Source organism: Pseudomonas sp. B2M1-30 (genome assembly GCF_025447575.1).
Lineage (GTDB): Bacteria > Pseudomonadota > Gammaproteobacteria > Pseudomonadales > Pseudomonadaceae > Aquipseudomonas > Aquipseudomonas botevensis.
Window position 1 is genome coordinate 17,586 of the sequence record NZ_JAOEJT010000007.1, and the last position, 25,019, is coordinate 42,604.

Consider the following 25,019-nt stretch of genomic DNA (forward strand, 5'->3'; position numbering starts at 1 on the left):
AACGGTCAGCCGCCCTGAAACGGGCCACAAATGAACAAGGCGAGCCATGGCTCGCCTTTGTTTTTGCCGGTTCCATTGTTCGACAATTTTCCCGGCATGCGCCTTGCTACATCCGCAGCAGCGGCCAGGGAAAAGCCGATGGTCAGGTCTGGCGAACCAACCCGATCACGGCCGGTCAACAACTGCACGTTCAATCAGGCGGTGACGCATCATGGACAATCCTTTTCAGCTCATTACCGATGCCTTCGCGCCGGACTATCAGATCAACCTGAGCATTCAGGGCCTGGACGGCAGCATCATGCTGACCCTCTCCAGAAGCGGCCGGATCGTGGCCAAACGCATGATCAGCGCTGAACAGCGCAATGATCCCAAACGGCTTAAGCGCCTGGTGCAAAGCATCCAGTTCGGCATCGCCATCGAGCAGGGCCACAGTGCCGTGGCCATCCTCGAAGCCATGACCAGCGGCGACGGGCAAAACCCGCCACCGCCGCGGATCGTCGGCCTGCCGCGCCACTCGATCGCGCTTTAAAGCTCGCCCTTCTCCACCTCGGGATGTTCACCGGAACCCGCGCCGATCTTGCGGTGCGGGTTTTCGATCTTCACCGAGGGGAATTGCGACGAGGCGTAACGCACCACCAGGATCGAGAACGCCAGCAACAGAATCCCGCCGCACAGGTAGATGATGCCCATGTCCGGCGGATTGTGGTGCGACACGTTCGAGATCAGCAGACGGGTCAGTGCGGTGATCGCTACGTAGATCAGGAAACGCACCGGCATGTGGTTGGTCTTGAAGTAAATCCCGACCATCGCCCCGAGTTCGAGATAGATGAACAGCAGCAGAATGTCATCGATCTTGATATGGCCCTCTTCGAGCATCCCGAGAAATTCCATCACCGCTGCCCATGCCGTGACCGCACCAATGGCGAACAGCGCCAGGTAGTGGAAGGTCTCGACGAACAGGTTGCCCAGGGACTCGGCCAGTTGATGCACGTTTTGCCGCAGTTTCTCGGCCCAGTTGATTTTCACGATGAGGTTCCTTAGCCCGGTTCGAGCGGATGATGCGTGTTGGACGTGACGGTTTTTCTGTAGAACGGTGTGCCCGCATGCAGAATCAGGGCCACGCCATCATGGCGAGCCGCCGCAGAACACGCGCCGTGGCGTTTAGCCGCACCCGGGCGCCAGCGCGACGCGCTCGACCTGACAAACCCCGAATCCGGTCTACATTAAAAAGCCACTACCCATGGCGCAGGGATTCGCTTATCCTTTTCGCTGTATATGGATACAGTAGTCGTCAAGACAACTTAACGTGAAGGCATGTGAGGTGGTGAATGGCCGTCGAAGTGGTATACCGCAGCAGCCGAGATCTGGAGCGCTTGTTCATGGATAAAGCCGAAGCTGACCGTCATGACAAAATGCTCGAACTGGCCGAATTGCTGGCCGATGTGTTGCAAAAAGCCGTTCCATCGCTGAACGAGCAGCAAGTGGAAGAAGTCGGGATCTACATGGCGAAGAATCGCGATGTGTTCGCCAAGGCGTTCAAGAGCCAGCCCGATGCCCTGTCGGAGCTGATCAACGCACCGGCCGAGCCGAGTGTCGCCAAGGCCGAAGTCGCCGAAGTGGCGGAACCGGCAGAAGCACCGGCCAAACCGGCCAAGGCGAAAGCCGCGAAATAATCGATGCCCAATTGAACAGGCCCTGAGTCAATGACTCAGGGCCTTTTTCATGCCTGGCGAATGGGCCTATCGGTACAGGACTTTCTCCGCCAACTCGTCCGCCACCCGTGCCGGTGAACGTTTTTCCGCCTGGGCGTGGGCGAAGACCTCGGTCAGCCGCGAGCTGATCTTCGACAGATGCGCGGTGATCGTCGCCAGTTCCTCGCCCCGGTGCTTGAGCGACACATAGATCAAGCCACCGGCATTGATCACATAGTCCGGCGCGTAGAGGATGCCGCGCCGCTCCAGTTGATCGGCGACGTCGAGGTGGGTCAGTTGATTGTTCGCCGAACCCGCCACCGCCGAGCAGCGCAGTTGCGTCACGGTATGGCTGTTGAGCACGCCACCCAGGCCACACGGCGCGAGAATGTCGCAAGGCGTGCTCAGCAACGCATCGTTGGCGATCGGATGGGCATTGAGCTGTTCCATCGCCAGTTGCACCTTGCCGTGGTCGATATCGCTGACCAGCAATTCGGCTCCGGCGGCGTGCAGTTGTTCAGCCAGCGCATATCCGACGTTGCCCAAGCCCTGGATCGCCACCCGCAAGCCTTCGAGGTTATCGCTGCCCAGACGCGCCATGGCGGTGGCACGAATACCGGTGAACACCCCCATCGCCGCATGCGGCGCCGGATCGCCGGCCGAAGTGGTGCTGGTGACATGCCGGGTCTGCTGGGCGATGCAATCCATGTCCGCCACCGAGGTGCCGCTGTCGATGGCGGTGATGTAGCGGCCGTCGAGCTGTTCGATGCAGCGCCCGAAGGCCTCGAACAGCGCGGCGCGGTTTTCCACATGGGCCGGACGGACGATCACCGCAACGCCGCCACCCTGTTCCAGACCGGCCAGCGCGGCCTTGTAGCTCATGCCCTGGGCCAGACGTATGGCGTCCTCGACAGCGGATTCGTCGTTCGGGTAGGCAAGATAACGACAACCACCCAGGGCTGGTCCCAGGCGACTGTTATGAATGGCAACGACCGCCTTCAATCCGCTGACCGGATCGACGCTGAGGTGCAGCGATTCCAGGCGAGTGCTTTGCATGAGAGCAAACATCGTAAGGCTCCCGAATCACTTCCGGTAAGTCGCCAGTATAGGCTTGCGCCTGAAAATTGCAGAAACGCACCGGAATAACCCGCGCCCTCTACCGCGCTTTGCGGAATAACCTGATTGCAGAGCGGCGCGGCACTGGACGAAAGCCGAAGACGGGGCTAAAAACGAGGCATCCCCCGGAGATTTCAATGACCCCGCGCCAACGTTTTTTCGACTGCCTGCACCGCTCGCCGCCCGCGCTGTTCGAAGCCGCGCTGTGGATGGCGGCCGAGCACGACAAAGACGTCGATCCCGAGGCGGTGTTGCAGGACTTCAAGGAACTGCAATTGAAGGTCAGCTACGGCTTGCCGATGCTGCCGGTCAGCGAGCTGGCGCAACCGTTATTGCGGCGGCTGAACGATCTGGGTTTTGCCAAGGACGACTTCACCCCGCTGCGCCCGCAAGCCGCGCTGCTGCCCAAGGTGTTGCAGACCCGGCGCGGCCAACCGCTGGCACTGGCGCTGATTACCCTGGAACTGGCCCGGGGCCTTGAGATTCCATTGGTTGGCGTCAACTTCCCGGGGCATTTCCTGTTGCGCGTGCCCGGCGCCGATCATTTGCTCGATCCCTGTGGCGGGCGGCGTCTGTATCCCAACGACTGGCGCGAACTGCTGCAACGCCAGTACGGCCCGCAGATGAAGCTCAACGCCGATCACCTGCTGACCGCCACGCCGGTGCAGATGCTCCAGCGCCTGTCACGCAACCTGCGCCAATTGCACCTGACCCACGACGACTTCATCGCCGCGCTGATCGACGCCGAACGCGTGCTCGAACTCGGTGACGCAAACGCCGCCGACTACCTCGCCCGCGCCAGCCTGTACCAACGCCTCGACTGCCCGAACGCCGAACGCTTCGATCTCGAACACGCGTTGCTGCTCAGCGACGATCCGATCCAGCGGCTGCGCCTGACCGAACGGCTGGGTCACCTCCCGCCAAATTCAGTGGTTCACTGACAGCCTCCAACGGTGAGCGCACCTGGATAATCAGCAGCGCCGCGATCACCGCTGGAATCGCGCAGAAGAAGAAAATCTGCTGCACCGGAATGTGCATCGCCAGCAGCAGGCTGCCGAACAGCGGCCCGAGAATCGAGCCGAACCGCCCCACGCCCAGAGCCCAGCCGGTGCCGGTGGCGCGAACGTGGGCCGGATAGAAATTGCTTGCGAACGCGTTGAGCGTCAGCTGCCCGCCGATGATGCAGAACCCGGCCGCGATCACGCAGGCCACCAGGTAACGCGGGTTGTCGTGGTTCAGACCGAGCAGGATGGTGCACAAGGCAGCGCCAGCCAGCACAGCGGACAACAGGCGCACCTTGCGCTTGAGCCGGTCGGCGAACCAGGCCATACAGATCGCGCCCAGGGTGCCGGCGAACAGGAACATCGAGGTCACCAGATTCGCTTCATTGAGCTTCAAGCCACTTTCGAGCAACAGCGAGGGCAGCCAACTGATCATGAAATACAGCAGGATCAGGCTGACAAAAAACGTTGCCCAGATCAGCAGGGTCGGTTTCGCGTAACCGTTGCGAAACAGCTCGACGACCGTCAACTTGCTGCCCTGCTCGCGCTGGTTCTGCTCGACCGTCGCGGCGGGTGGTTGCCAGTCCGGCAGCATGCGCGCGGTGACCTTGCGCAAACGCGCATAAGGCGACGCATCACGCAGCAGGCGCGGCAGGGATTCGGGCAGCAGCCACCAGAGGAATGGGAACAGCAGCAACGGCGTGACGCCTCCGGCGAGGAACACCGCTTGCCAGCCGAAACGGTCGATGAATCCCGCCGCGACAAAACCACCCGCCGCCCCACCGAACGAGAACCCGCACGCGGCCAGCGTCACCATCAGCGTCCGCAGGCGCGGCGGCGAATATTCGGACATCAGCGCCATGGCACTGGGCATCGCGCCACCCATGCCGATGCCGCAGATGAAACGCGCGATCATCAGAGTATTCAGGGAATCGGCGAAAACCATCAGCACAGTGAGGCTCGCGTAGATCAGCACACAGGCGAGCAGAATCCGTCTGACACCGAAGCGGTCGGCCAACGGCGTCACCGCGAGGGAGCCGAGGGTCAGGCCCAGCAGGTTGGCGCTGAACACCGGGCCGAACGCGGCTTTTTCCAGACCCCAGTCCTGGGCCAGCGCCGGCACCACATAACCGAGCACCTGGGCATCGTAGCCGTCGGTGACCAGAAGCAAGGCGAGCAGGATCAAGAGCAACCACTGATAACGGGACACAGGACGGGCGTCGAGTGCCGCCCGAAAGCTGGCAATCTGGTTGTGCATCGCAAGTTACCTGTTTTGTTTTTATGTTTTGAGGTGCTGCATGAAGCTTTTGTGGGAGCGGGCTTGCTCGCGAAGGCCGCTCCCACCGGTGTTACGGGGTATCCGGCTGATTCGCCGGATGGGCCTTGATGAACGCCGGATGCCCGGCCGCCAGCGCAGCGACCCGGCGAATCCGTGGATAAGCCTGCAGCGAGACGTTGAACCGTTCGGCCGCGTACAACTGCGGAATCAGGTACACGTCCGCCACGCCCGGCGCTTCGCCGAAACAGAAACCGCTGTCGCCGATCAACTGTTCCACCGTCGCCAGCCCCTGGCTGATCCAGTGGCCGATCCACTCCGTCACTTGTGGCTCATCGTGGCCCGACTGACGCAGACGATTGAGCACGCTGACGTTGTGCAACGGATGCACATCGCAGCCGATCACCGCCGCCACACCTCGAACCCGCGCACGGGCAACGAGGTCGTCAGGCAGCAACGGCAGCTGTGGATAACGTTCCTCCAGGTACTCGATGATCGCCGGCGACTGAATCAGCAACGCGCCGTCATCCGTGCGCAACGCCGGCACCCGGCCCTGCGGGTTGAGCGCCAGGTACGCCGGTTGCCGATGCTCGCCACCCGGCGGCGCGATCAGGTTGACCGGCAACGCCTGATAATCGAGGCCCTTGAGCGCGAGGGCGATGCGCACCCGATAGGACGAGGTGGAACGGTAATAGGTGTAGAGATCCATGAGCCGCTCCTGTCAGCGCGCCGCCAGCACTTTGCCACGGCATTCGCCGAAGCCGATCGAGGCAAAACCGTCGCGGGCGCAGCGGGCGCGCAGGATGATTTCGTCACCGTCCTCAAGGAACTTGCGCACTTCGCCGGAGGCCAGTTCGATCGGTTTTTTGCCGCCCTCGGTGATTTCCAGCAGGCTGCCGAACTGACCGTTTTCCGGACCGGACAAGGTGCCCGAACCGAACAGGTCACCGGCCTGCAACTGGCAACCATTGACGCTGTGGTGCGCGACCATTTGCGCAACGGTCCAGTACATGTAGCGGGTGTTGCTCAGGGTCAGGCGATGGGCCGGCAGGTTCTGCTCGCGCATGGCTTCGGTGAGCAGCAGCACTTCCAGTTCGATGTCGAAGGCACCGCCGGCCTGATCGCGTTTGTCGAACAGGTACGGCAGCGGCTGCGGATCGCCTTCCGGGCGGGCCGGTTGCGCCGCGCGGAACGGCTCCAGCGCCTCGGCGGTCACCACCCACGGCGACACACTGGTGATGAAGCTCTTGGACAGAAACGGCCCCAGCGGCTGGTATTCCCAGGCCTGGATATCACGGGCCGACCAGTCGTTGAGCAGGCAGAAACCGGCGATGTGTTCGGCGGCGTCGCCAATGGCGATCGACTCGCCCATCTCATTGCCCTGACCGATCCAGATCCCCAGTTCCAGCTCATAGTCCAGACGCGCGCACGGGCCGAAGGTCGGCTCGCTCGCCCCGGCCGGCAGGGTCTGGCCTTTCGGACGACGCACATCGGCGCCGGAGGCGCGCACGGTGGACGCGCGACCGTGATAACCGATCGGCACATGCTTGTAGTTGGGCAGCAACGGGTTGTCCGGACGGAACAGTTTGCCGACGTTCTGCGCGTGCTCGATGCCGACGTAGAAGTCGGTGTAGTCACTGATCCGCGCCGGCAGATGCAGCTGGCAATCGGCGGCCGGCGGCAGCAGTTTCGCGCCCTGGGCTTCGATCTTGCCGCGCAGGCTCGAACCTTCGCTGAACAGTTCCAGCAGGCGCTCGCGCAGGGCGACACGGGCCTCGCGGCCGAGTTCGAAGAATGCGTTCAGTTGACCGCCACGGGTGGCCTCGACCGCCGCGCGCGCGGTGCCGTCGAACAGTCCGGCCTCCAGCGCCGCTTGCAGATCGAAGATGTGTTCGCCAATGGCCACGCCGCTGCGCGGTGCCGAGCCGTCGACGCTGAACACACCCAGCGGCAGGTTCTGCAACGGGAAATCCGCATGGCCGTTGGCCGAAGCAACCCAGCTGCGGGTGATGGAAGTCTGAGTCATGGGTTATCTCCGGGTCGGGTCGAACGTGGCGGGCAGCGTGGCCCAGCAGGCGTCGTAAGTGGATTGCAGTTGTGGGCAGTCGAGGGCGAAGCGGCTCGGACGCAGCACCTGGCTGGTCTCGAACATGAAGGCCATGGTGTTGTCGATCTTGGCCGGTTTCAGATCGGCATTGATCGCCTTTGTGCAGGTCTCGCCGTCCGGGCCGTGGGCGCTCATGCAGCTGTGCAGGGACGCGCCGCCGGGCACGAAGCCTTCGGCCTTGGCGTCGTATTCGCCCTGGATCAGGCCCATGAATTCATTCATCAGGTTGCGGTGGAACCATGGCGGACGGAAGGTGTTCTCGGCCACCATCCAGCGCGGCGGGAAGATCACGAAGTCGAGGTTGGCCAGGCCGTGGACGCTGGTCGGCGAGGTCAGCACGGTGAAGATCGACGGGTCCGGGTGATCGAAACTGACAGTGCCGATAGTGTTGAAACGGCGCAGGTCATATTTGTACGGCACGTTGTTGCCGTGCCAGGCGACCACATTCAGCGGCGAATGATTGAGCTCGGTGCCCCACAACTGGCCGAGGAATTTCTGCACCAGGGTGGTCGGTTGCTGCAGGTTTTCGTAAGCGGCGACCGGGGTCAGGAAATCCCGTGGATTGGCCAGGCCGTTGCTGCCGATCGGCCCCAGATCCGGCAGACGCAGCGGTGCGCCGTGGTTCTCGGCGATATAACCGCGCGCCTGTGGGTCGAGCAGTTCGACGCGGAATTTCAGACCGCGCGGCAGCACGGCGATTTCCAGCGGCTCGACATCCAGCACACCCAGTTCGGTGGCGATGCGCAGGCGCCCCAGTTGTGGCACCAGCAGCATTTCGCCGTCGGCGTTGAAGAACACCCGCTCCATCGAACGGTTGGCAAGGTAGGTATAGATGCTGATGCCGGCCGGTTTTTCTGCAGCGGAGTTGGCGGCCATGCTCACCAGGCCGTCAATGAAGTCGGTGGGCTCGCCGGGGATGTCCAGTGGATTCCAGCGCAGGCGATTGGGGGTCACGTCACCCAACGGACCACCGGCCAGTTGCCGTTCCAGTTTGACGAAGGCCGGGTGGTTGGCCGATGGCTGGATCCGGTACATCCAGGTGCGCCGCGCTTCGCTGCGGGTCATGGTGAACGCGGTGCCGGAAAACAGTTCGGTGTACAGGCCGTAGGGGGCTTTTTGCGGGGAGTTCTGGCCGACGGGCAGTGCGCCGGGCAACGCTTCGCTGCTGAATTCGTTGCCGAAACCGGACTGATAAACCAGATCCGACGCGTTTGAATCGAGGTTCATGGAGCCTCCTGAACAGGGAGTCGGCATGGCCGAACGCTCTGGGACAGAGGTCTTGGCACGCCGGGGTTATTTTTATCGTAATTCAATTACGCATAACGTAATTTGCTCGCTATTCAGCGTCAAGCTATAAAGACGCCCATTCGTTCCGGGATACCGCCTCACCATGGAAAAAACCAGCGACAGCAACGGCAAACAGAAAGTCCGCTCCGCCGAAGTCGGCACCGACATCCTCAAGGCCTTGGCCGAGTTGTCACCCGCCACCTCGCTGTCGCGCCTGGCCGAACATGTGCAGATGCCGGCGAGCAAGGTGCACCGTTACCTGCAAGCGCTGATCGCCTCGGGGTTCGCCGAGCAGAACGCCGCCACCAACCATTACGGTCTCGGCCGTGAGGCGTTGCGGGTCGGCCTCGCCGCTCTGAACAGTATGGACGTGCTGAAAGTCGCCGCTCTGCCGCTGGCCGAGTTGCGCGACGAACTCAACGAAACCTGCTTCCTCGCGGTGTGGGGCAATCAGGGCGCCACCGTGGTGCATATCGAACCGGCGGTGCGCGCGGTGACGGTGGTCACGCAATTGGGCTCGGTGTTGCCGCTGCTCAGTTCCTCGACAGGACTGGTGTTCAGCGCCTACCTGCCGCATCGGGAAACCGACGAATTGCGCGAACAGGAAACCGCCGTCGACCGCCATCCGCTGGCGGATGAAAAGGCCTACACGACCCTGTGTGAACAGATCCGCGAACGCGGTCTGCATCATGTGCATGGCTTGCTGATGCCGGGGGTGGACGCCTTGTCCGCACCGGTGTTCAACGCGGTCGGGCAGATCGCCGCCGTGTTGACCATCGTCGGCCCGACCTCGCTGTTCCACGCCGACGAAAACGGCCCGGCGGCGCAGCGACTGCTGGCGGCGGCGCGGGCCGTGAGCTGGCGGATGGGCTATCAGCCCGCCGACCTGACCTGAGCGTTATCTCAGGTACGTCTTGCTGGTGAAGGATTCCGGGTCATCGAGAACCGACTGAATGATCGCCAGGGCCTGCAGCGGCAAACGCTTCTGCCCTGTGGCCTGAGAGAAGAATTTCTCGATGCTGTATATATCCCCGAGCAGGCCAATGACGTCCTTCTGCAACTTCGTCGGGCGTAGCTTGCTGATACCGGCCTTGCCCAGCGAGGCCAATTCAACCAATGCCGACAGGAAGTGAACCTGCGCCGTGGCACGGTCGCCATCCTGATAAGCCTCGGCCGCTTCCCACAGGCTTTTTGTCAGCAGCACCACGCTCATCGCAATGCCCACTGGCGGTACGACCACACTGATCACCGTAGCCGCCGCCTCCACCGCGTTGAAGACCAGTTTGAACATGATCTCGTTGAGACTTTCAGTCTTCTCATCGACATCGGAGACGGTCCGCGCGATCAAACCATCGAAGTCACCGCTGAAGTCCGTAACTCGCGCATATTGCTGTATCACCGGCATCTCGGTGAAGTTGCTCAGTTGCTCAAGATCGGTGATATAGGTTCCAACGACCCGCTGATCCTTGTATGCCACCCGTTGGTAAAAATACTGGCCAAGCCCCAGCGACTTGACTGACGAAACGAATTCCGAAAACGGACGGATCCAGCGCCCGTCAGGTGCATCCGGGGTAAACAGATAACTTTCAACTTTGCCCTCGTTCACACAGCGTAAAACAAACACCCCCACGACCAGTCGATTCCTGATTTGCAGATGGAACAACCCTGGGTCATCCAGCGCGACCGTGAACACCGAGCGGTTATCAACGTTCTCGCTGGCATCGATAATCCGCATGAGCTCCTTGAACTGCGCGGTCTGCAGACGCCCATGAAAATGCTCTTGCAGAACGCCGATCTGCATTTGCCGCCGCGCAACCTGTTTGTGAACAAGGCGCTTGAGAACACCTTCGGCATGGGTGCGATCCAGGTACTTCGCACGCAGCATGGCGATGTATTTTTCACCCGGACGCAAGGTTCGCGACCAACCGGCAATGTGGCGGATATCCAGATTTTTCACCGCGGGATGATCCTGGGCCAATGTGAAACGTGGATAACTCCAGGCCGACCCTGCGTCGTTTGCATAGAAATGGGTTTCAGTGACGATCAGCCGGGTCAACGTCATATGAGCGTCCGGACTGACATCGACCAGTATCCGGTCGGGATTGACCGCAACCTGCTCGCCTTTCTCGCGTAAAACCTGCTCGACCCTTTGCTTGATCAAGTCAAAGCAGAACCGCTCATACGAGATGAATCCGCCCTCACGCGCCGCCAGTGTCTGCAACGCCCTGAGCTCGCAATTGATCCTGGCGAAACTCTGGCGCTGCGGCATCGGCGCGTTTCGAAAGCCATAGGGGCGCACGCTTTCCTCTTCGGAAATGCGCCAGGCGCGGGCATTTTCGACGATGCCATTCAACACCTGATCGCCCATGTGCGGAGTGGTCGCCAGGGTGATGCCCCTCCAGAGCGTGGGCATCTGCTCAAGCCCTTTGAGATAGCCGACAATCTGCACACGATTCAACGCATGCGCACGCGACGCAATAAAATCGCGCCCAGCCTGCTTCTGGGTCCATTCGATGACGGTGCTGTCAACCTGCCGCAGGCTTCGACATTCGTACCAGGTCTGGTCACCGGGGGATCCCGGCGCATACAGGAACATGAATTCGCCATCGCCCTTGCGGGCTCCGATCACCAGCATCTGCGCCAGGGGCCGGGTGTTGTGGAGAAAACGAATGCCATCGATCACAAAAGCGCTATCGCCAGTCACGGCACGCTGGATGCGCGCCAGATGTTCGTCGTTGCTGATGTGCCCCTGATGGCGAGCCGCCAATGCCGTCAACAGAAGCTTTTCCCGCAGGGCATTCTTCATCGCGGCGATAACCTCAGCACGCAGGAACAACCGACCGAGTTCGGCGCTGTGGGCCCACTGGCCGTCAAAAGAAAGAGTCGCCTCCAACCATGGCTGATTCAGGTTCGCCGGCAGATCCCGGCCTTTGAACGAGAACTCAGCCCTGTGCCCTTCGTCATGCACACCGGCGATCATCTGTTCGGTCAGTGACCGGCTCTCTTCCTGCACGACTTGCCGCCCGCCCACCATGAAGGAGTACCGCGAGTTGCACAGGATTTCATCCGGATCCAGTTCCAGCCCGAACTTAAATCGCAGAATCTCTTTCCCCCTCTGGCGGGCAAAGTTTTGCAGCGAACCAAAAGGCGCCAACAGTTCTTCAAGCCTGGCGTCAGTGGCTTCGGATGCACGTTGCTGATCGAAGTAAGTATTTCGCTGCGTCTGATCAAGCCGTTCAAGCCATACGGGGCGGCTGTCGAGCAGATGTCGTTGATTCAATGCGATGTTCATTTCAATTACCTTGGATTTTATTTAAACAATTCAGGCATCCACCCGGTGTTTATAAAAACTATCCAAAGAAAAAAAACGCCGACAGCCGACAATCAACACAAAGCATTTAGAGTCTTGCCTATTTATTACCAGCCCCTAAAAAGCCACTCCCCCTCAACCACATAAACCAAGCATTCTTGCCCGTGCCACCGCATGAGTCCTGCGTTCCACGCCCAACTTTGCGTGAATCCGCCGGACATGAGTTTTAACCGTATGCAACGAGATGAATAATTTCTCGGCTATTTGCTGATTGGAATTCCCTGAAGCAACCAGTTCGAGGACTTGTGACTCTCTGAAACTCAGCGAACTTTCCTGATCATTCTTTTCCGTCAGTTCATTTCCCGCATCGAGCATCATCTGCGGACAACTCTTTTCAAACTGCATGATCAGCCATGGCAATTCACAGGCAGTGGCCAGGGTCTTGCCGCGATTGAGCAACGACCAGGCCGTATCCCGTTCATTGAGCAGATAAGCCGCCGCAGCGCTCGCCAGCAGCAGTTCGGCTTCGAGACTGACCATTTGCCGGGCACGCGCCTGATCGAGCAGCACCTGCAGTTGCTCCAGAGGCTTGTGCGCCTGCTGAAGATGGATTTCAGCGAGGATCAGCAAATACTCGATACGCGGAACCAGCTCCAGCGAGGCCGGTGGCGCCTGCCGCGCGAGCGGCCCGTGAAAGTGCTTGAGCACCCGGCTCAGGGCTTCCCGCGCCAACTCCGGGCGGCCCTGCTGCAAGCGCAATTGACTGCTGACCTGCAACAGCACGGCGCGATAGACCGTATCCGGGATCTGCCGCTGCTGCATCAGGCGTTCAGCCTCGCGCAAACGCACGAATGCCTGGGCATAGTCGCCACCGTCGGCCGCCAGTTGCGCCAGCCCGAGATAGCCATACAGCACCCGTTTGTCGTGGCTGCGCAGGCAATCGTCGAGACCGCGCTGAAAGAATCCGGCCGCCGCCGCTGCCTGCCCCATGCCCAGCGCCAGCCGTCCTCGGCGCAGGGCAATGCGACCGAGCAATGGCACGGGGCGGTGGGGCCGCTGGCACAGCAACTCGTGCATATCGGCCAGCACGACGTCGGCCCGTGCGGGAGCGCCGCGCTGTTCGAGCAATTGCGCGTGGTCCAGTTCGAGCAATCCCTCGAACAACAGCGAATCCCGAGCCCGGGCCAGGCACAGCGCCTCCCGGTTGATGAGGTGGGCCTGTTCCAGTTCGCCGCGCAACAGCGCTTGTTGAGTCTGCCCGGACAGGCACAGTAACCGGACCGCCCAGGCCTCGCCATCCAGCTCGGCCAGGGCCTCGCGAAAATGTTCACGGGCCGGCTCCATACGGCCCTGCAAATGCAGCAGCCAACCCTGATGCGCCTGCCAGCGGGCGATCAACTGACGCTGCAAAGACGCCGACGGTTGCGGCACAAAACGTGAAAGGTGTCCGATACACGTCTCCACCTGCTCGAAACGCCCGGCGAACATCAGCGCCGCGCTGATCAGCCCCACCAGTTGCGGCGAGCCGAGGGTCAGTTCCCCGCCCTGCTGCTCATGCAGGTGCAACAGCAACACGACCATTTGGTCCTCGAACAGATGCTCGATGCTCAAGTGCTGCAACAGGCTGACCGCCACTTCGTACTCTTCGGCGAGCAACGCCTGTTCGAACGCCGGCTTCCAGTCCTCGCGGGCGGAAAACCACTGGCACGCGCGCCGATGCCAGGAGCGGCCCTCCGGCCAGCGTTCGGCCTGCATCAGACGCGACAGCGCCGGGTACACCTGCAACCAGTCCGGCGAATCCTGCCAGGGCTCGATGAAGCAACCCAGCGTCTGCAACGTGAGCAGCAGTTGCGCGCCTTCGCCGGTGCCGAACAGATGTTCGCAGAGTTCGCCATTGAAGCGCGGCATGTGCGCCAACACTCGCCAGACTTCGGCCAATTCGGCGGAAAGGCTGCTGAACAACTCGTGATCCAGATAATCGAGAAAGGTGCCGACGCGCTGCTGCAACTGATGCTTCTGCGCCCAATCGCACTTTTGCAGCAACGCCATGCGCACTCCGGCGCACCAGCCACCGGTGCCACGCACCAGCCGCCCCGCCACGCTGCCGGCCTGCTCGGCGGGCAAGTGATGCAACAGACGGACAATCTCGTCGGCCGTGAGCGCCAGGGTCGCGGCTTCACATTCGTACAATTCGTCGTCGAGCAACAGCCGTGGCCAGTTGCATTGCGGACGGCGGCGCGTGCCGATCCACCAAGTCAGCGCCGGATTGCCAAGCGCCAACAGCCGATCGAGCAGCGCATCGAGAAACGAATCCGGCGTGCGGCAGTAGTCATCGATAAACAGCCAGGTGGGGACCGAGCGAGTCGCCAGCGCAGCCATCAGCGCCGCTTCATCGACGCCGTCCGCGCCCACCGCGTGGGCCAGACGCCGACAGAACTCATCGACACTCAATGGCGTGCCTGCCAACGGCAGCCAGCTCACCGCGATGTCCTCGGGGGCCTGGGACAGGCACTCGGCCAACAGCGCGCTCTTGCCGCTGCCGGCAGGTGCGCAGAGCAATTTCACCCGGGCGGGAGATGCCAGCAACGGTTCGCTCAAACGACTGCGCGACACGTGATGGGAGGACAGTCGGGGCAAACATCCGGATCGATCCAGACCTGGCGTCTTGGCAGTCATTGCAGTGGCCTTCTTATCGTTATGCGCCCACCCTAGCCCTCTCCCGCGCCCTTGTTGACGAGTATTCAGCACGCTGATTGACGCCCATAAAAAAGGCGACCGAGCGGTCGCCTTTTGTCCTGCGAATGTATCGAAACCCTTACCGAACGCCCTCCGCGCGCAGTGCCGACGGGGTGTAATCGGCAGCCCGTGCTTCGAAGCCGAACTCGAAGCTGTGCTTCTCTTCGTTCTTCATCCCCAGGGCAATGTAGCGACCGGCGATGATGTCGTAGAGCGCTTCAAGGGTGTAGGCCTGGGCCTGGTGATCGTAGTAGTACTGGGCATGACCTTCGCCCACCCGCCACAACTGCCCACGACCGTCGTAGTGGTCGGCCAGCGCCACTTGCCAGCTGTCCTCGTCGAGGTAGAGATGGCGCTTGGCGTAGATGTGCCGCTCGCTCGGCTTGACCGTCCCGATCACCTCCCAGACCCGGTGCAACTCGTAACGAGTCAGGTCCTGATTGATGTGCCCGGCCTTGACGATGTCGTCGTACTTGAGACTCGGCGAGTCGAGTTTGTAGCTGTTGTACGGGATGTACATTTCCTTCTTGCCGACCAGTTTCCAGTCGTAGCGATCCGGCGCCCCGGAGAACATGTCGAAGTTGTCCGAGGTACGCAGGCCGTCGGCGGCGGTGCCCGGCCCGTCATACGCCACTTGCGGCGCGCGGCGCACCCGGCGCTGGCCGGCGTTGTAGATCCACGCCAGACGCGGCTCTTTCACCTGATCGAGGGTTTCGTGTACCAGCAACACGTTACCGGCCAGACGCGCGGGCGCCGTCACCGACTGCTTGAAGAAGGTCAGCACGTTGGCGGCTTTTTCCGCGTCCAGATCCTTGATCAACTGCGGTACGGCGATCTCTTCCTCGAAGCGGATCGGCGTGTAGCTGCCGTTGGTCTGCGGGGTCACCTGGGTGATGATCCGCCGCAGATTGCCACCGTGGTAACGGGTGATGTGGTTCCACAACACTTCCACGCCGGTCTTCGGAATCGGGAACGCGTAGTAGCGGTTGCCGGTGAAATTCGCCAGGCCGTTACCGTCGTTGATGCTGGTGACGTTGAGCGCGCTGCGCTTGGCCGACTCGTAGATTTCCGGCGGCACGGCCACGGTGCGATGGGTCGGGTAGACCGGGATCTTGTAGGTTTCCGGGTAGCGCTTGAACATCGCCACCTGGCCGTCGGAGAGTTTGTCCTTGTACTTGTCGACGTTCGCGGCAGTGATGGTGAACAACGGTTTTTCATTGGCGAACGGGTCGGCGAGGAAGCCTTTGCTGTCCACCGCCCCGGCGTTTTTCGGGATGCCGCCGGTCCAGGCCGGGATCGAGCCGTCGGCGTTGCCGGCCTTCTCGGCGCCCAGCGGCGTCAGACTGGTGCCGAGCTTGTTGGCTTCCTCCGGCGACACCGCCGCCATCACGTTGGCGGCCAGCAGGCTGAGGGCCAGAACACCGCATTGCAGAATCATCTTGCGCATTGATTTCATCCTTCTCGGGCAGATCAGAAGTTCACGCCGAAGCTGAGCGCCACGAAGTCACGGTCTTCGAGGGTGTTGTAGTCGCCACCGAAAAAGTCGGTGTAACTCAGGCTCGCGGTGTAGGTGTTGCGGTAGTCGGCATCGACCCCGACGCTGATTGCCTTGGCGCCTTCGTTGAACAGGCCGTTGGGGCCGTAGCCGGAAACGTCGTGGGACCAGGACAGGTTGGGTTTGAGGTTGATCCCGCCGATCACGTTGGCGTAATCGAGGATCGCCCGGGCGCGGTAGCCCCAGGAGGTCGAGGTGACGAAGCCGTCGGTGTCGCCCCCGAAACCGTACTGACCGTACACCGAATCGCGGCCATAACGCAGCTTGCTGCGCGCCTCCAGACCACCGACATGCACCACCGCCGCCTCACCCACCACGGTCAGGCGTTCGGCCCCCAGCACCTGATCGAAGAAGTGCGTCAGGGTGCTCTGGATCTGCGTCACTTCCTTGCGCCGGTAGCCCTTGTTGTCGGCACCGGGGGACGTGGTCAGCGGTGACGCCGCACCGCCGGCAATCGGGTTGAGCAGCGCCAGGGTCAGGTCGTTGGTGTTGACCTGCACCGGGGCGTTGGGCCGGTAGCTGAGTTCGCCGGTCCATGCGGTGCCGGTCGGCAGCGTGGTGGAGAAACTCGCGCCGTAGAGGCGAATGTCTTCCGGGTATTCCAGGTAGTACTGGCCGCGTCCGAGCATCACGCTTTGCGCCAGCCCCGAGCCGCTGCCGGGAGCCAATCCATTGGCAATGCCGACCATGCCCGGCAATGCCGCCAGGGTCGACAGGCCGGCGGTGGTGGTGCCGACCGTTGGCGTGCGGCTGTGGTAGTTCATGAAGTAGAGGCCGTACTCGGTGTCGTCGCCGAGCCAGCGCAGTGCCGTGCCCCATTGCCCGGAGTCCCGCGCATCACGGTCGCCGCCACGGGGCACGACCACGCCTTCGCGAGTCACCTGAATCGGTTGCCCGAACGCTGCCGCCAATGGCGCCAGCGGGGCAATCGCCGGGCTGCCGACGGTGTAGCCGTTATTGCAGCCATCCGCCGCCACGTCGACGCCGAAGAAAGTGCCGCAGTTGTCGAGAACGGTCTGATCCCACTCCAGTTGGTAGAAACCTTCGACGGTCAATCTGTCGGTGAGGCCCTGGGAGGCGAACAGCATGTTCACCGGAATCAGGCCTTCCTTGATCTCCGCGCCTGGGCGGCGGAACGCCGAGACGTCGATCGGGTTGATGCTGTTGATCGAGTTGCCGATGAAGGTACTTTCGCCCCAACTGACCACCTGCTTGCCGGCGCGCACGGTGCCGGGCAGATCGGCGATGTTGTAGTTGTGATAGATGAAGGCGTCGAGAATCTGCGCACCGGACGACTTGGCGCCCTCCTTGCGGCCCTTGTCGCTGATCTGCTTGAACTCGCGGTCTTCGTCCTTGAGCTCGAAGTCGTACCAGTACTTGCCACGCACGAACACGCCGGTGTCGCCGTACTTCAACTCAAGGTCATGGATACCCTTGAAGATCTTGGAGAACGTCTCGCCTTTCTTGAAGTTGAGGCGCCCGTCATCACCGGTCGAAGACTGGCCCGTACCGCCATTGACCGTACCGACCAGCGACTTGTCGACATCGCGCATGCCCCAACTGGCGCCGACCGACAGCGACGAGTCGAACGTGCCTTCGATTTCCCCGATATTGAACGAAACCGCGTGCGCCTGGGCACAGCAACCCAAGGCCACCGCAGCCGCCAGCGCTTGCGGTGTGAAGATGGCGCGCATTGTTGTTTTTGTCATGCGTCTTCCCCGGTGAGTGACAGAAGGCCCCACCCTACTGCCGCCACACCGGGACGATAAGCGCACCAAGGAGGTATTCGCGCTGTCGCTCCAAAGGATGAATGCCCGCCTGCGACGGGGCCTGGCGCGGGCCATCGACAGGCTGGATGACGCAGGATCAACGCGACGGATAATGCCCGCGCCAGCGCACCGCAACTGTTACACGCACCGTAACAGTGCATGTCCGGAATCGGTATTTTTCTGTAGGCCTCAAGCCCTTATTCTGAGCGGGCTTTCACGGCAGACCGCGAGAAAGCACGAAGCCCCGGCCGTGAGTCATTCACGCCAGCGGCGACAGATTTCAGATGAGTCGAAGCATTTTCGGCTGATCGCCCCGGTGTTCACTGACGTTGATTTGTAGCTCCTTGATCCAACGTCTTACCTTGGCCGCTGCGTTTGCAGCGGCCTTTTTTATGGGCGGTGTTTTTTGTCGTGCATGCGGGCAGCAGCGGACAGGCAGGATGAAAGCAGTACGTCTGGCGGGAAGTCGGGCCACCGGGCATTGGCTGGGTGGCCCGCCTCGCTTACAACGAATACTTCTGCAGATTCCCCATCATTTCCTTCAGTGCCTCGATGTTGTCCTTCGGATGCGCCGCACCTTCGAAATCACAGATCTGCTGCCAGTGCGCCGCGACGTCTTCCGGGGAAAAACCGACGCGAGGATCGAACCCGGCGCCCAGGCTGCGCTCCCAACGCACCTTGCCCATCCAGCCGCCACCGACCTCGAACAGGCCTGAGGTTTCCTGGCATTGCTCGCTGCCGAGAAACACCACCAGCGGGCTGACCAGTTCCGGCTTGAGTTGTTCGAAAACCTGCGGCGGGATCAGGCCTTCGGTCATGCGCGTGCCGCCAGTGGGGGCGATGGCGTTGACCAGGATGTTGTTCTTGCGACCTTCGATCGCCAGTGTCCGGGTCAGGCCGTAGAGGCCGAGTTTGGCCATGCCGTAGTTGGACTGGCCGAAGTTGCCGTAGATGCCCGAGGTCGACGCGGTGAAGATCACCCGGCCGTAGTTTTGCTCGCGCAGATGCGGCCATGCGGCGCGGGTGACTTTGTAGGCGCCTTCGACATGGACGCGGTAAACCAGGTCCCAGTCGGCGTCTTCCATCTTGTGGAACGTCTTGTCACGCAGGATGCCGGCGTTGTTGACCACCACGTCGACGCGACCGAATGCATCGAGGGCGTTCTGCACCAGTTTGTCGCCGTCGGTGACGGAGTCGTGGTTGGCTTCGGCGATACCGCCGGCCGCGCGGATCTCGGCCACCACGCGGTCAGCGGCCGACGCGTTGGCGCCCTCACCCTGAGTCGAGCCGCCGAGGTCGTTGACCAGCACTTTGGCGCCCTGCCGGGCGAACAGCAGCGCGTGCGCCCGCCCCAGGCCGCCGCCGGCTCCAGTCACGATCACGACTTTATCTTCGAAACGCACAGACTCATTCATCGGGGAACTCCAGCAGGCCTGAGGGGGACAGTGATCCCGAGTGTCAGGCACGGCGCTTTCGGTCACAACGAACACGGCTGAGGCTGAATGGTGCGCAATAAGGCAGGGGGATGATGCGGATGGAAATCCAGAGATCGCAGCCGGCGGGCTGCGATCCGTTCAGGAACACGCCACTTTGAGCGGCGGTAAAGCCTGGCGCTCGCGAAATGCCAGGTAGTGCTTGAGCACCTGCATCGGCGCTTCGGTCTGCGGATAGTGGCCGATGCCCGACAACAGCACGGTGTCCGCGTCCACAATCAACTCGCGAAAACGCTCGACCATGTGCGCGCCGGAAATCGGATCGACCTCGCCGTCGATCACCCGCATCGGAATCTCGCCGCGTTGCATCGCCGCGACCCAACGATCCCGCTGCACCCGGCGCTCCGGGATATAGCTGATCAGTTTGTGCATGATGCGCGGGCCGTGATGGGTTTCGATCAGGCTCCAGAAATCATCCATCTCGCTTTCGCTCGGCCGGGTCTGCGGGCCGAACACCTGGCGGAAACTTTTCACCAGCCTGTCCCGGGTGAACGCGCGGCCGATCATCCAGCCCAACGGGCTCAGCAAGAGCTTCTGCATCAGCACCGGCCGGTGGGTTTCGGGAAACAGGCCACCGTTGAGGAACACGCAACTGGCGACGTCGATCAGGCCTTCGTAATGCCGCGCGAGCAACTCCTGAGCGACGCTGTCGCCGTAATCGTGCGCCAGCACATGCACCGATTGCTCGATCTGAAGGTGCGCGAGCAACGCTTGTTGCAGGTCGGCCTGTTCCAGCAGGCTGTAGGTGTGGTTCAGCGGTTTGGCCGAATCACCGAAACCGAGCATGTCGCAGGCAATGACCCGATAGCGCTGCGTCAGCGGCTGCCAGAGGTAATGCCAGTCCCAACTGGCGGTCGGGAAGCCATGGATCAACAACAGCGGCTCGCCCTGCCCGGCGGTCCAGTAACGGATCGACTGACCACGGAAGACAAACGTCTGACTGCGTTTGCGCCAGACACTCAGAGGAATCTCGGAGAGAGGCATTAGAGTTTATAACCCGCGTCTTGTTGATCGAGTTTGCGCAGCAACGCCGGCCAGGCCAGCGCGCCGCCCATGCCTTGAGCGCTCTTGGTGACGCCGGCGATCATCGCTTTGGCCCCGGCCAGAATCTGCGGCTCGATGGCGATCAGTTCGGCATTGCCGGTCTGCGCCATGACCTGAATGTCGCAGGCACGCTGGAAGGTGAACATCATCAGGAAGGTGTCGGCAATGGTGCCGCCGCAGGTCAGCAGTCCGTGGTTGTGCAGCATCAGGAAGTTGCTCTCGCCGAGGTCGGCCTGCAACCGCGCCTTTTCTTCGTGATTCAGCGCCACCCCTTCGTAGGCGTGATAACCCAGGCTCGACAGCACGAACAACGACTGCTGACTGATCGGCAACACGCCCTGCTTCTGCGCCGACACCGCGACACCCGAGGCCGTGTGGGTATGCAGCACACACGCTACGTCGTGCCGCACTTCATGCACGGCGCTGTGGATGGTGTAGCCGGCGGGATTGATCTCGTAGGGGCTGTCCATGAGTTTGTGGCCGGCCTGATCGACCTTCACCAGGCTCGACGCGGTGATCTCGTGAAACATCAGGCCGAACGGATTGATCAGGAAATCTTCGGTGCCCGGCACCTTGGCGGAGATGTGGGTGAAGATCAGGTCATCCCAGCCATGCAAGGCTACCAGGCGATAACAGGCGGCAAGATCGACACGGGTCTGCCATTCCGCGGCACTGACCTGATCTTTGACATTCGGGGGGGACTGGACGGGGGCTACGCTCACTGTATGCACCTCTGCTTTCTTATTGTTTTGCACGTCTCAGCAGTCTAGTCAGCCCCGGGAGTTCACGTAGTTGCGTTCGCAGCCAGCTTGATGACTGAACGAGTCAGCAACGCAAACCCTTTGGATCCATGTCAAAGCAACGACGCCAACAAAGGGGCGGCGAACAGATTGAGCAGCCCGGTCAGCACCATCACCAACCCCGCCACCGAGCCTTCTTCACCCCCCACTTCATGGGCACGACTCACCCCGGCGCCATGGGCGCCAACCCCGAACAATGCGCCGCGCGCCAGGGCGCTGCGCAGGGGCAGCCACTTGAGCAACACACCGCCGAGCATCGCGCCGAACACCCCGGTGAACATCACGAAGACCGCTGTCAGCTCAGGCACGCCACCCAGGTCCTGCGCCAGTGGCATGGCGAAGGGCGTGGTGATCGAACGCGGCACCAGCGACAGCGTAACCGAGCTGTCCAGCGCCAACAGTTTCGCCAGACCGAACGAAGTGCCGATCGACGCCGCGCTACCGGCCAGCATGCCCAGCAACAACGCCGACCAGTGCCGGACCAGCAACCGTCGCTGCTGCCAGATCGGCACGGCAAACGCCACGGTCACCGGGCCGAGTACCAGCATCAGCCAATGGGTGTTGCTGGAGTATTCGGCATACGCGGTGTGCAACGGCACCGCCACGGCCAGCAGCAGCGCCGGCACCAGGATCAATGGAGAGAGCAGATAGCGTCCGGTCCGACGATACAGCCAGCGGCTGAACAGATAGGCCAGCAAGGTGAAGGACAGCCAGAACATCGGCATCAGTTCAAGCTTCATGGGGCCGCCTCAGGCGCACCGCCAGTTCTACCGTGAAGGCCGTCACCAGCATCACCATCAGCGTGCTGGCGCCGATCACCAGGGCGATCCGCCAGCCGTCGTTGCGCAACATCGCGCCGTAGTCGAGCAGGCTCATCAAGGCCGGGATGAAAAACAGCAGCATTTCGGCCATCAACAACCCCGCCCCCAATTGCAGCGCCGCAGGTTTCACCCAGCCGGCGGCGAACGCCAGCAGCAACAGCGCCATGCCGATCACCCCGCCAGGAATCGGCCACCCCAGCCACGCGCCAATCTGGCACCCGAGCAGGTAAAGACCAAGCAGCACGGCCAGTTCGGCGAGCAGCCGGGAGAGGTGTTTGAGCGTTGAAGATTTCATGGGGGGACTCCTGACAGGCGTCCATTTTACGAAGCGCGATGCCATCCCCGAAGCGAATTGTTAGACTCGAAGCCATTCCAATCTGGAATCACCCACATGGATTTCAAACAACTGCGCAGCTTCGTCGAAGTCATGCATCAAGGCGGCTTCACCCAAGCGGCGAAAACCCTGCACATCAGTCAGTCGGCGGTGAGCAAACAGGTCGCGCAACTGGAGCAGAGCCTGGGCACGCCGCTGCTCGAACGGCTCGGCTCGCAACTGCGCCTGACGGCCGCCGGCAGCGTAGTGCTGCAACGGGCCGAGGGCATGCTGCGCCTGCGCAATGAATTGCTCAGCGAGCTGGACGATCTCAGCCACCTGGCGCGGGGCGAGCTGCGGCTCGGGCTGCCATTGCTGGGCAGCGATGCGCTGTTTGCCGGGCTGTTCGCCGAATACCGCCGACGCTATCCGAACATCAGCATCCAGTTGCTCGAAGGCGGCAGCCGCAACATCGAGCAGGCGGTGTTGAGTGGCGAACTGGAACTGGGCGGTGGCCTGTTGCCGAAAGATCCTCAGTTCGACTGCCAGCCGTTCTGCGACGAACCGCTGGATGCGTTGCTGCCGGTGGATCATCCGTTGGCGGGGAAAGGTGAAATCGGCCTGGAGGAACTGGCCGACACGCCCTTCCTGCTGTATCAGCGCAGCTTCGTCCTCAACGACCGCTTGCTCCAGGCCTGCCAGCAACTGGGCTTCACCCCGAAGGAAGGCGGGCGCAGCGGCCAGGCTGATTTCCTCGCGGCGCTGGTGGCCGCCGGACAAGGCGTAGTGCTACTGCCCAGCGTGGTCGCGCGCGGTCTGGTGCGGCCGGGCGTTGTGCGCCTGACCTTGCGCGCGCCGGATTACCTGCGCTGGGACATCGCCTTCATCTGGCGCCACGGTGCCTATCTGTCGAAGGCGGCGCAGGCCTGGCTGGCGTTGCTGCGTGAACCCGCGATCAGTCCTTGAGTGCGGCGATCAACTGCGCCAGCCATGGCTCGGCGTCGGTTTCCGGGGTGACACTTTCGCTGGCGTCCAGACGCAGCATGTCCTGGACTTCGCGCAGGCCCAGTTCGCCGAACAGCTCGCGCATTTGCTCGCCACCGCCGCAGAAGGTGTCGCCGTAGCTGGCATCACCCAGCGCGATGACCGCACCCGGCATGCCACGCCAGGCAGCCGGCAATTGATCGCGCAGGGTCGAGTACAGCGGTTGCAGATTGTCCGGCAGCTCACCCATGCCAGTGGTCGAGGTCACCGCGAGAAACGCTTCGGGGCCGAAAGCCTGGATGTCCGCCAGACTCGCGCGGGCGTTGTAGAAGGTTTCGAAACCGGCGGCTTTCAACAGGCTCTGGGCGTGACGGGCGACTTCTTCGGCCGTGCCGTAGACCGAGCCGGAAAGGATGGCGACTTTCATCAATCTGATCCTGAAACTGAAAAAAAGAGCGGCGATATTAACAGCCGTAAGGACAAAGTTGCGATTGGCTCTCAACTGACGCTGATAGCCAGTAGACAGCACCGGGCGATCTTCTAGAATGCCTGTCACCGCCCACCTTGAACGGATTCAGAGATGATTAATGCCAGCCTGCTGCAAATGGTGATCAACGCGTCGAACGATGGAATCGTGGTCGCTGAAAAGGAAGGCGACCAGGACAACATCCTGATTTACGTGAACCCGGCGTTCGAACGCCTGACCGGTTACACCAGCGAGGAAATCCTCTATCAGGACTGCCGTTTTCTCCAGGCCGGAGATCGCGATCAGGCAAACCTGGGGCTGATTCGTGACACGCTGCAGAACGGCGGATCGTGCCGCGAGATCCTGCGCAACTATCGCAAGGACGGCACGCCGTTCTGGAATGAACTGTCGCTGTCGACAGTGAACGCAGACGACGGCCAGACTTATTTCGTCGGCGTACAAAAGGACGTCACGGTGCAGGTCAAGGCGCAGCAGCGGGTGGTACAGCTTGAGGCGCAAGTGGCGGCACTGGAAGCCGAACTCGCCGCCCTCAAAGCGACGAACGGCGCAAACAAAACTGCGAACTAATGGTCATTAACTACAATCACCAATAGCTTTGTAACTATTTCTTTCGAGTTGACCATGCAACGCGACGCCCTCCTTACCCAGGACGAGCTGGATTTCATCCAGACCATGCAGCACAACCCGCAACTCAATGTGCGGGATGCGACGTCGAGTCTGCTGGTCAACGGCGGTTCGCAGATCCGCGACCTGCTCACACGCCTCGCCGCCCATGAAGGCGTGACGATCCAGGCCAACTTCGACAATCACAAAATGACCTTCCCGCTGTCGCTGGTCGAGGACGAGTTCCACGCCATGCATTTGCGCCTGGGCGTGCCGAGCATTTACGAAGATGGCCCGATGGTTCGCCCATGGCGCCTGGCACTGGAAGAGCCGGTGGCTCTGGAAAACGCCAAGGGGCAGCCGGGGACGTTATGGGTGCATGAGGTTTCGCACAAAGGTGTGCTGCTGGAAGTGCGCAACAAGACCAAGGCACCGAAGCATTTCGCCCTGTGGTTCAGCCCGTCGGGTTATGAGCGGATTTCCCTGCGCGGTACGTTCGAACGGGAAACCGAAAACGGCTTCTACGCCTATGAACTGAGCCAGACCGACGCCGATGAAACCGAGCGTCTGCGCCAGTTCATCCTGCAGCAACACCGCCTGACCCATCCTGCCCTGCACACCTGAGT

At 61.8% G+C, this 25,019-nt stretch carries 23 protein-coding genes and 1 pseudogene; 7 read left to right on the forward strand and 17 right to left on the reverse strand.

Features of this window, described 5'->3' with window-relative positions; genetic code table 11:
* Positions 1-5: 5 nt before the first annotated feature.
* Complete coding sequence (locus tag N8H74_RS15345) at positions 6-188, reverse strand: hypothetical protein (protein WP_262148558.1); 183 nt, start codon at positions 186-188, stop codon at positions 6-8.
* A 23-nt stretch (positions 189-211) separates the two neighbouring features.
* Between N8H74_RS15345 and N8H74_RS15350 the strand changes: the two genes are divergently transcribed.
* Positions 212-529, forward strand: coding sequence for a DUF3509 domain-containing protein (locus N8H74_RS15350; RefSeq protein ID WP_217830907.1), 318 nt, complete (start codon positions 212-214; stop codon positions 527-529).
* On the opposite strand, the gene N8H74_RS15355 is transcribed toward N8H74_RS15350, so the two are convergent.
* Positions 526-1,026: a phosphate-starvation-inducible PsiE family protein gene (locus tag N8H74_RS15355; RefSeq protein WP_262148560.1), complete on the reverse strand. Its 501-nt coding sequence runs from the start codon at positions 1,024-1,026 to the stop codon at positions 526-528. The genes N8H74_RS15350 and N8H74_RS15355 overlap by 4 nt on opposite strands.
* Positions 1,027-1,328: 302 nt before the next feature.
* Between N8H74_RS15355 and N8H74_RS15360 the strand changes: the two are divergent.
* A pseudogene (locus N8H74_RS15360) lies at positions 1,329-1,568 on the forward strand (YebG family protein); the annotation flags it as partial.
* Positions 1,569-1,739: 171 nt separating this feature from the next.
* Here N8H74_RS15360 and N8H74_RS15365 read toward each other — a convergent pair.
* A complete protein-coding gene (locus tag N8H74_RS15365; protein WP_217830910.1) occupies positions 1,740-2,759 on the reverse strand; it encodes a Glu/Leu/Phe/Val dehydrogenase dimerization domain-containing protein in 1,020 nt (339 codons plus the stop codon).
* A 185-nt stretch (positions 2,760-2,944) separates the two neighbouring features.
* Here N8H74_RS15365 and N8H74_RS15370 point away from each other — a divergent pair, with 185 nt between their 5' ends.
* On the forward strand, positions 2,945-3,748 hold the full coding sequence (locus tag N8H74_RS15370) for a transglutaminase family protein (RefSeq protein ID WP_217830911.1): 804 nt from the start codon (positions 2,945-2,947) through the stop codon (positions 3,746-3,748).
* Here N8H74_RS15370 and N8H74_RS15375 read toward each other — a convergent pair.
* The 4 genes from N8H74_RS15375 to hmgA form a co-directional block, all read right to left on the reverse strand.
* Positions 3,672-5,066 carry an aromatic acid/H+ symport family MFS transporter gene (locus N8H74_RS15375; protein ID WP_262148563.1) on the reverse strand — a complete coding sequence of 465 codons (1,395 nt, stop codon included), beginning with the start codon at positions 5,064-5,066 and terminating at the stop codon, positions 3,672-3,674. The genes N8H74_RS15370 and N8H74_RS15375 overlap by 77 nt on opposite strands.
* Before the next feature lie 91 nt (positions 5,067-5,157).
* Positions 5,158-5,793, reverse strand: coding sequence for a maleylacetoacetate isomerase (gene maiA, locus N8H74_RS15380; RefSeq protein WP_262148565.1), 636 nt, complete (start codon positions 5,791-5,793; stop codon positions 5,158-5,160).
* 12 nt (positions 5,794-5,805) lie between these two features.
* On the reverse strand, positions 5,806-7,110 hold the full coding sequence (gene fahA, locus N8H74_RS15385) for a fumarylacetoacetase (RefSeq protein ID WP_262148567.1): 1,305 nt from the start codon (positions 7,108-7,110) through the stop codon (positions 5,806-5,808).
* 3 nt (positions 7,111-7,113) lie between these two features.
* Positions 7,114-8,418, reverse strand: a complete 1,305-nt coding sequence (hmgA, locus tag N8H74_RS15390; RefSeq protein WP_262148569.1) for a homogentisate 1,2-dioxygenase — start codon at positions 8,416-8,418, stop codon at positions 7,114-7,116.
* Positions 8,419-8,581: 163 nt separating this feature from the next.
* Between hmgA and N8H74_RS15395 the strand changes: the two genes are divergently transcribed.
* Positions 8,582-9,373 (forward strand): IclR family transcriptional regulator, encoded by a 792-nt coding sequence (locus N8H74_RS15395; RefSeq protein ID WP_262148571.1) that lies wholly within the window; start codon positions 8,582-8,584, stop codon positions 9,371-9,373.
* Positions 9,374-9,376: 3 nt separating this feature from the next.
* On the opposite strand, the gene N8H74_RS15400 is transcribed toward N8H74_RS15395, so the two are convergent.
* The 9 genes from N8H74_RS15400 to N8H74_RS15440 form a co-directional block, all read right to left on the reverse strand.
* Entirely contained in the window at positions 9,377-11,770 is a 2,394-nt protein-coding gene (locus N8H74_RS15400) for a DUF6543 domain-containing protein (RefSeq protein WP_262148573.1), read from the reverse strand.
* A 153-nt stretch (positions 11,771-11,923) separates the two neighbouring features.
* Complete coding sequence (locus tag N8H74_RS15405) at positions 11,924-14,464, reverse strand: LuxR C-terminal-related transcriptional regulator (protein WP_262148575.1); 2,541 nt, start codon at positions 14,462-14,464, stop codon at positions 11,924-11,926.
* 139 nt (positions 14,465-14,603) lie between these two features.
* Positions 14,604-15,980: a DUF1329 domain-containing protein gene (locus N8H74_RS15410; RefSeq protein WP_262148592.1), complete on the reverse strand. Its 1,377-nt coding sequence runs from the start codon at positions 15,978-15,980 to the stop codon at positions 14,604-14,606.
* 14 nt (positions 15,981-15,994) lie between these two features.
* Complete coding sequence (locus N8H74_RS15415) at positions 15,995-17,788, reverse strand: DUF1302 domain-containing protein (RefSeq protein ID WP_262148594.1); 1,794 nt, start codon at positions 17,786-17,788, stop codon at positions 15,995-15,997.
* A 563-nt stretch (positions 17,789-18,351) separates the two neighbouring features.
* Positions 18,352-19,263 carry an SDR family oxidoreductase gene (locus N8H74_RS15420; protein WP_217830921.1) on the reverse strand — a complete coding sequence of 304 codons (912 nt, stop codon included), beginning with the start codon at positions 19,261-19,263 and terminating at the stop codon, positions 18,352-18,354.
* 159 nt (positions 19,264-19,422) lie between these two features.
* Positions 19,423-20,325 (reverse strand): alpha/beta hydrolase, encoded by a 903-nt coding sequence (locus N8H74_RS15425; RefSeq protein WP_262148596.1) that lies wholly within the window; start codon positions 20,323-20,325, stop codon positions 19,423-19,425.
* Positions 20,325-21,107, reverse strand: a complete 783-nt coding sequence (locus tag N8H74_RS15430; protein ID WP_262148598.1) for a class II aldolase/adducin family protein — start codon at positions 21,105-21,107, stop codon at positions 20,325-20,327. Before N8H74_RS15430 ends, N8H74_RS15425 begins: the two co-directional genes overlap by 1 nt.
* Positions 21,108-21,238: 131 nt before the next feature.
* Positions 21,239-21,925, reverse strand: a complete 687-nt coding sequence (locus tag N8H74_RS15435) for an LrgB family protein (RefSeq protein WP_217830924.1) — start codon at positions 21,923-21,925, stop codon at positions 21,239-21,241.
* Complete coding sequence (locus N8H74_RS15440) at positions 21,915-22,301, reverse strand: CidA/LrgA family protein (RefSeq protein ID WP_262148600.1); 387 nt, start codon at positions 22,299-22,301, stop codon at positions 21,915-21,917. The genes N8H74_RS15435 and N8H74_RS15440 overlap by 11 nt, the downstream gene beginning before the upstream one ends.
* Positions 22,302-22,397: 96 nt before the next feature.
* On the opposite strand from N8H74_RS15440, the gene N8H74_RS15445 reads away from it, so the two are divergent.
* The gene (locus N8H74_RS15445; protein ID WP_217830926.1) at positions 22,398-23,285 is read left to right on the forward strand and encodes a LysR family transcriptional regulator; all 888 of its coding nucleotides are present in this window, start codon (positions 22,398-22,400) and stop codon (positions 23,283-23,285) included.
* On the opposite strand, the gene N8H74_RS15450 is transcribed toward N8H74_RS15445, so the two are convergent.
* A complete protein-coding gene (locus N8H74_RS15450; RefSeq protein WP_262148601.1) occupies positions 23,275-23,730 on the reverse strand; it encodes a flavodoxin in 456 nt (151 codons plus the stop codon). The two genes, N8H74_RS15445 and N8H74_RS15450, sit on opposite strands and share 11 nt — an antisense overlap.
* A 153-nt stretch (positions 23,731-23,883) precedes the next feature.
* Between N8H74_RS15450 and N8H74_RS15455 the strand changes: the two genes are divergently transcribed.
* Positions 23,884-24,357, forward strand: a complete 474-nt coding sequence (locus N8H74_RS15455; protein WP_217830928.1) for a PAS domain S-box protein — start codon at positions 23,884-23,886, stop codon at positions 24,355-24,357.
* 54 nt (positions 24,358-24,411) lie between these two features.
* Positions 24,412-25,017: a hypothetical protein gene (locus N8H74_RS15460; protein WP_217830929.1), complete on the forward strand. Its 606-nt coding sequence runs from the start codon at positions 24,412-24,414 to the stop codon at positions 25,015-25,017.
* Positions 25,018-25,019 lie beyond the last annotated feature (2 nt).